Source organism: Streptosporangium sp. NPDC003464 (assembly GCF_053588315.1).
The window spans coordinates 1-1,150 of record NZ_JBSFPS010000572.1 but is presented as its reverse complement, the minus strand read 5'-3'; the positions used below and the strand labels follow the sequence as shown (position 1 = coordinate 1,150).

Genomic DNA, 1,150 nt, shown 5'->3' with positions numbered 1-1,150 from the left:
GGTCCCCGTCGTGTGTCTTTCGCACGAATTCAGGAGCCGCTCGAAGTTCCTGATCTTCTCGCTCTCCAGACCGAGTCCTTCGACTGGTTGCTCGGCAACGAGAAGTGGAAGGGGCGGGTCGAGGCGGCTCGCCAGGCCGGGCGCAAGGACGTTCCGGCCCAGTCGGGTCTCGAAGAGATCTTCGAAGAGATCAGTCCCATCGAGGACTTCTCCGGAACCATGTCCCTGTCGTTCCGCGATCACCGATTCGAGCCGCCCAAGTACTCAGTCGATGAGTGCAAAGACAAGGACATGACCTACTCCGCCCCGATGTTCGTCACGGCGGAGTTCATCAATAACACCACTGGTGAGATCAAGAGCCAGACCGTGTTCATGGGCGACTTCCCGCTCATGACCGGCAAGGGCACTTTCATCATCAACGGCACCGAGCGTGTCGTGGTCTCCCAGCTGGTCCGGTCCCCGGGCGTCTACTTCGACCGCAGCGTCGACAAGACCTCCGACAAGGACCTCTACGGCTGCAAGGTCATCCCGTCCCGGGGGGCCTGGCTCGAGTTCGAGATCGACAAGCGTGACAGTGTCGGCGTCCGTATCGACCGCAAGCGCAAGCAGGCCGTCACGGTGCTGCTGAAGGCGCTGGGGTGGACCAACGAGCAGATCCTCGAGCGGTTCGGTCAGTACGAGTCGATGCGGGCCACCCTGGAGAAGGACCACACGGCCGGCCAGGACGACGCCCTGCTCGACATCTACCGCAAGCTGCGGCCCGGCGAGCCGCCGACCAAGGAGTCGGCGCAGACGCTGCTGGAGAATCTGTATTTCAACCACAAGCGTTACGACCTGGCCAAGGTCGGCCGTTACAAGATCAACAAGAAGCTGGGTGTCGACAGCGACATCACGCAGGGGACGCTGACCGAAGAGGACATCGTCGCCACCATCGAATACATCGTCAAGCTCCACGCCGGTGAGACCTCGATGCCGGCGGCCGAGGGCGCGCCGATCGACACGGTGATCATCGAGACCGACGACATCGACCACTTCGGCAACCGCCGCCTGCGCAGCGTCGGCGAGCTCATCCAGAACCAGGTCCGCCTGGGCCTGGCCCGCATGGAGCGCGTCGTGCGCGAGCGGATGACCACCCAGGACGTCGAGGCGA

The 1,150-nt window shown here is 63.2% G+C and carries 1 pseudogene; it reads left to right on the top strand.

The annotated features are described in order from the left end of the window. Nucleotides 1–1,150 (top strand): annotated as a pseudogene (locus ACWDS7_RS48625) (DNA-directed RNA polymerase subunit beta); the annotation flags it as partial.